Source organism: Butyrivibrio sp., from assembly GCF_024699075.1.
In genome coordinates this window covers 1-2874 of record NZ_JAILQF010000151.1, presented here as the reverse complement: position 1 = coordinate 2874, position 2874 = coordinate 1, and the positions used below count along the sequence as shown (strand labels likewise).

Below are 2874 nucleotides of genomic sequence, written 5' to 3'. Positions count from 1 at the left end.
GCCCAGATAAATCCGCCCTTAGACTTCATAACACGTGCAACAGCATCATCTATAAGTGTATAGAAATATGTTATGCCGGCTTTATCAAATTTATCCTTATATTCTTTTTCGAATACCTTGTCAAAAATAGCACGGAAGTTTGCATCATAAGTCTTACTGATAGTATCCTTGGTCGCAAACCATACATCCATCTTGGTATCAAGCGCATACTGGAAGCAGCTGTGTGCAAAGCTTTCAATTGACTTGTCCTTATTGTGCATTCCCTGAATAATTCCAGGTCCGTCGAATTCCTGAATTGTCTCACGGATTTCTTTTCCATCAGCGCCTGTAAATACAAGCTCTGCTTTACCTGCACCAGGAACCTTGATCTCTACGTTCTTATAAACATCGCCGTATGCATGACGGGCAAGTGTTATAGGCTTTTGCCATGTGCGAACATTAGGATCAATGCCTTTGACCATAATAGGTGTACGGAATACTGTTCCATCCAGGATTGCACGAATCGTACCATTTGGAGACTTGTACATTTTCTTAAGATCATACTCTTTTACTCTGTCAGCATTAGGTGTTATAGTAGCGCATTTTACTGCAACACCATACTTTGCTGTAGCATTAGCAGAATCGATTGTAACCTGATCATCAGTTTCATCTCTGTGTTTAAGACCAAGATCATAATATTCAGTCTTCAGATCAATAAAAGGTGTAAGAAGGTGCTCCTTGATAAGTGCCCAGATAATTCTGGTCATCTCATCTCCGTCCATCTCAACAATTGGTGTAGTCATCTGGATTTTAGCCATTAAATCTTCTCCTATTATGTATTCTTATTCTATAGTTACTTTAATAATTATTTCTCTTCTGCTTTCTCATTATCTTCACTATACAAATCATACAATCCGTATTTGACCATATTTGTATATGCGTTGATCATATGCTGATTAGCAAGCTCCTCTGCAAGATCTGCATTCTTATCCTTTATAGCAAGCATTATCTTTTCATGTTCCTTATTGGACACAGGACCTCTGTTTGTAGAAAGAGTCTTCTGCCTGATCCTAAGAACATACTGATGGAAATCCTTAAGAGTATGCTCAAGCATTTTGGAATTACATGATTCATAAAGAATAGTATGGAAGCGGTTATCGAGCTCTGCAAGCTGGTCCATGTGACCTTTGGAAGCATGAAACTCTGAAAGATATACAACCTCTTCCATTTCTTCCATCTGCTCTTTTGATATATGCTCGCATGCCCATCTGGCACATAGTCCCTCAAGTTTGGAGCGGATCATGTATATATCTTTTACATCATTTGCATGAATTCCTGTTACATACGCTCCCCTGTTGGGAATGATCTTAATAAGGCCCTCAAGCTCAAGCTGTCTGAAAGCTTCACGAACAGGAGTTCTTGAAACTCCCAGTTCTTTACCTATAGCTACTTCTTTTAATTCTTCATTATCCTTGTACTTACCATTAAGAATGTCTTCACGAATCTTGTGGAAAACTCTGCCTCGCAAAGAATACTTATCCATCTCTTCAGGATTCAATTCATTATTCACGTTTATACCTCATTTAAGCCGTTTTCTATGCCCAGCTCTTTTTGTACATTCGCAATTTCAGCAACAAGTTCTTCATCAGTCAGAACAGTAACTCTTCCATCTGCATACTGACTGTCTACCCATTCTTTAATCTTTATTACAAGCGGTGACTTCTTGTCCATCGCATTTTCATCTTTAAGATGATAGTGAATATTGATCCAGTGTGCTATTCCTGCAAGTCCTGAAGTATTACTTACAGCACTTATAGGAGGTCTTCTAAGGAACTTATCCGTATCAAAAATATTGTAGATTTCCTCATTTTTAAGAAGGCCATCAGCATGGATACCTGCTCTTGTAACATTAAAATTCTTACCTACAAAAGGAGTCTGTGGCGGAATATGGAAGCCAATTTCCTTTTCATAATACTGTGCAAGGTCTGTTATAACCTGAGTATTCATGCCATCAAGCGTACCCTTAAGCTGAGCATATTCAAATACCATAGCTTCCAAAGGAGTATTACCTGTACGCTCTCCGATTCCAAACAGTGAGCAGTTTACACCGCTGCAGCCATAAAGCCATGCTGTAGTAGAGTTAGTGACCGCCTTATAGAAATCGTTGTGGCCATGCCACTCCATAAGCTCAGACGGAACGCCTCCGTTAGTATTAAGAGCATAGATGATACCCTGTACACTTCTTGGAATAACAGCACCCGAGAAATTGACACCATATCCCATTGTATCACAAGCGCGCACTTTTATCGGTATATTATATTCTTCTTTTAATTTCATAAGCTCGATACAGAAAGGAACTACGAAACCGTAAATATCTGCACGAGTTATATCTTCAAGATGGCATCTTGGGCTTATACCCTCATCCAGACAGGAACGGATAACTGAAAGATAATGCTCCATAGCCTGTTTTCTTGTCATCTTGAGTTTTAAGAAAATATGATAATCTGAGCAGGAAACAAGTATTCCTGTCTCCTTAAGTCCTATTTCCTTGACAAGCTTGAAATCCTCCTGACTTGCACGGATCCAGCTTGTTACTTCCGGGAACTTATAGCCTTTTTCAAGACACTTATAAACTGCATCACGGTCCTTTTTACTATATAAAAAGAACTCTGAAGCTCTTATCATTCCATTTGGTCCACCAAGTTCATGAAGCATGTCATAGATTCTGACTATCTGCTCTGTTGTATATGGTGCGCGAGACTGCTGGCCATCACGAAAAGTAGTATCAGTAATCCATATGTCCTTAGGCATATTATGCGGAACTATACGATCATTGAACGGAATTTTAGGTATTTCCTCATAAGGAAACATGTTTCTGAATACATTCGGCTTTTG

At 39.1% G+C, this 2874-nt stretch carries 3 protein-coding genes; all 3 read right to left on the bottom strand.

Annotation, left to right across the window (positions count from 1 at the left end; genetic code table 11):
• The coding region (locus K6G87_RS05950; protein ID WP_296834933.1) for an NADP-dependent isocitrate dehydrogenase at window positions 1-797 on the bottom strand (797 nt) is incomplete at its 3' end.
• Window positions 798-844: 47 nt separating this feature from the next.
• A complete protein-coding gene (locus K6G87_RS05945) occupies window positions 845-1522 on the bottom strand; it encodes a GntR family transcriptional regulator (RefSeq protein ID WP_296834935.1) in 678 nt (225 codons plus the stop codon).
• Between the two features lie 29 nt (window positions 1523-1551).
• Window positions 1552-2874 (bottom strand): 2-isopropylmalate synthase (locus K6G87_RS05940; RefSeq protein WP_296834931.1); only part of this gene is annotated, 1323 nt, incomplete at its 5' end.

What these genes read in the sequence shown, in the direction of transcription:
- K6G87_RS05945 (WP_296834935.1), bottom strand. Translation starts at nt 1,522, where the DNA reads ATGGATAAGTATTCTTTGCGAGGCAGAGTTTTCCACAAGATTCGTGAA.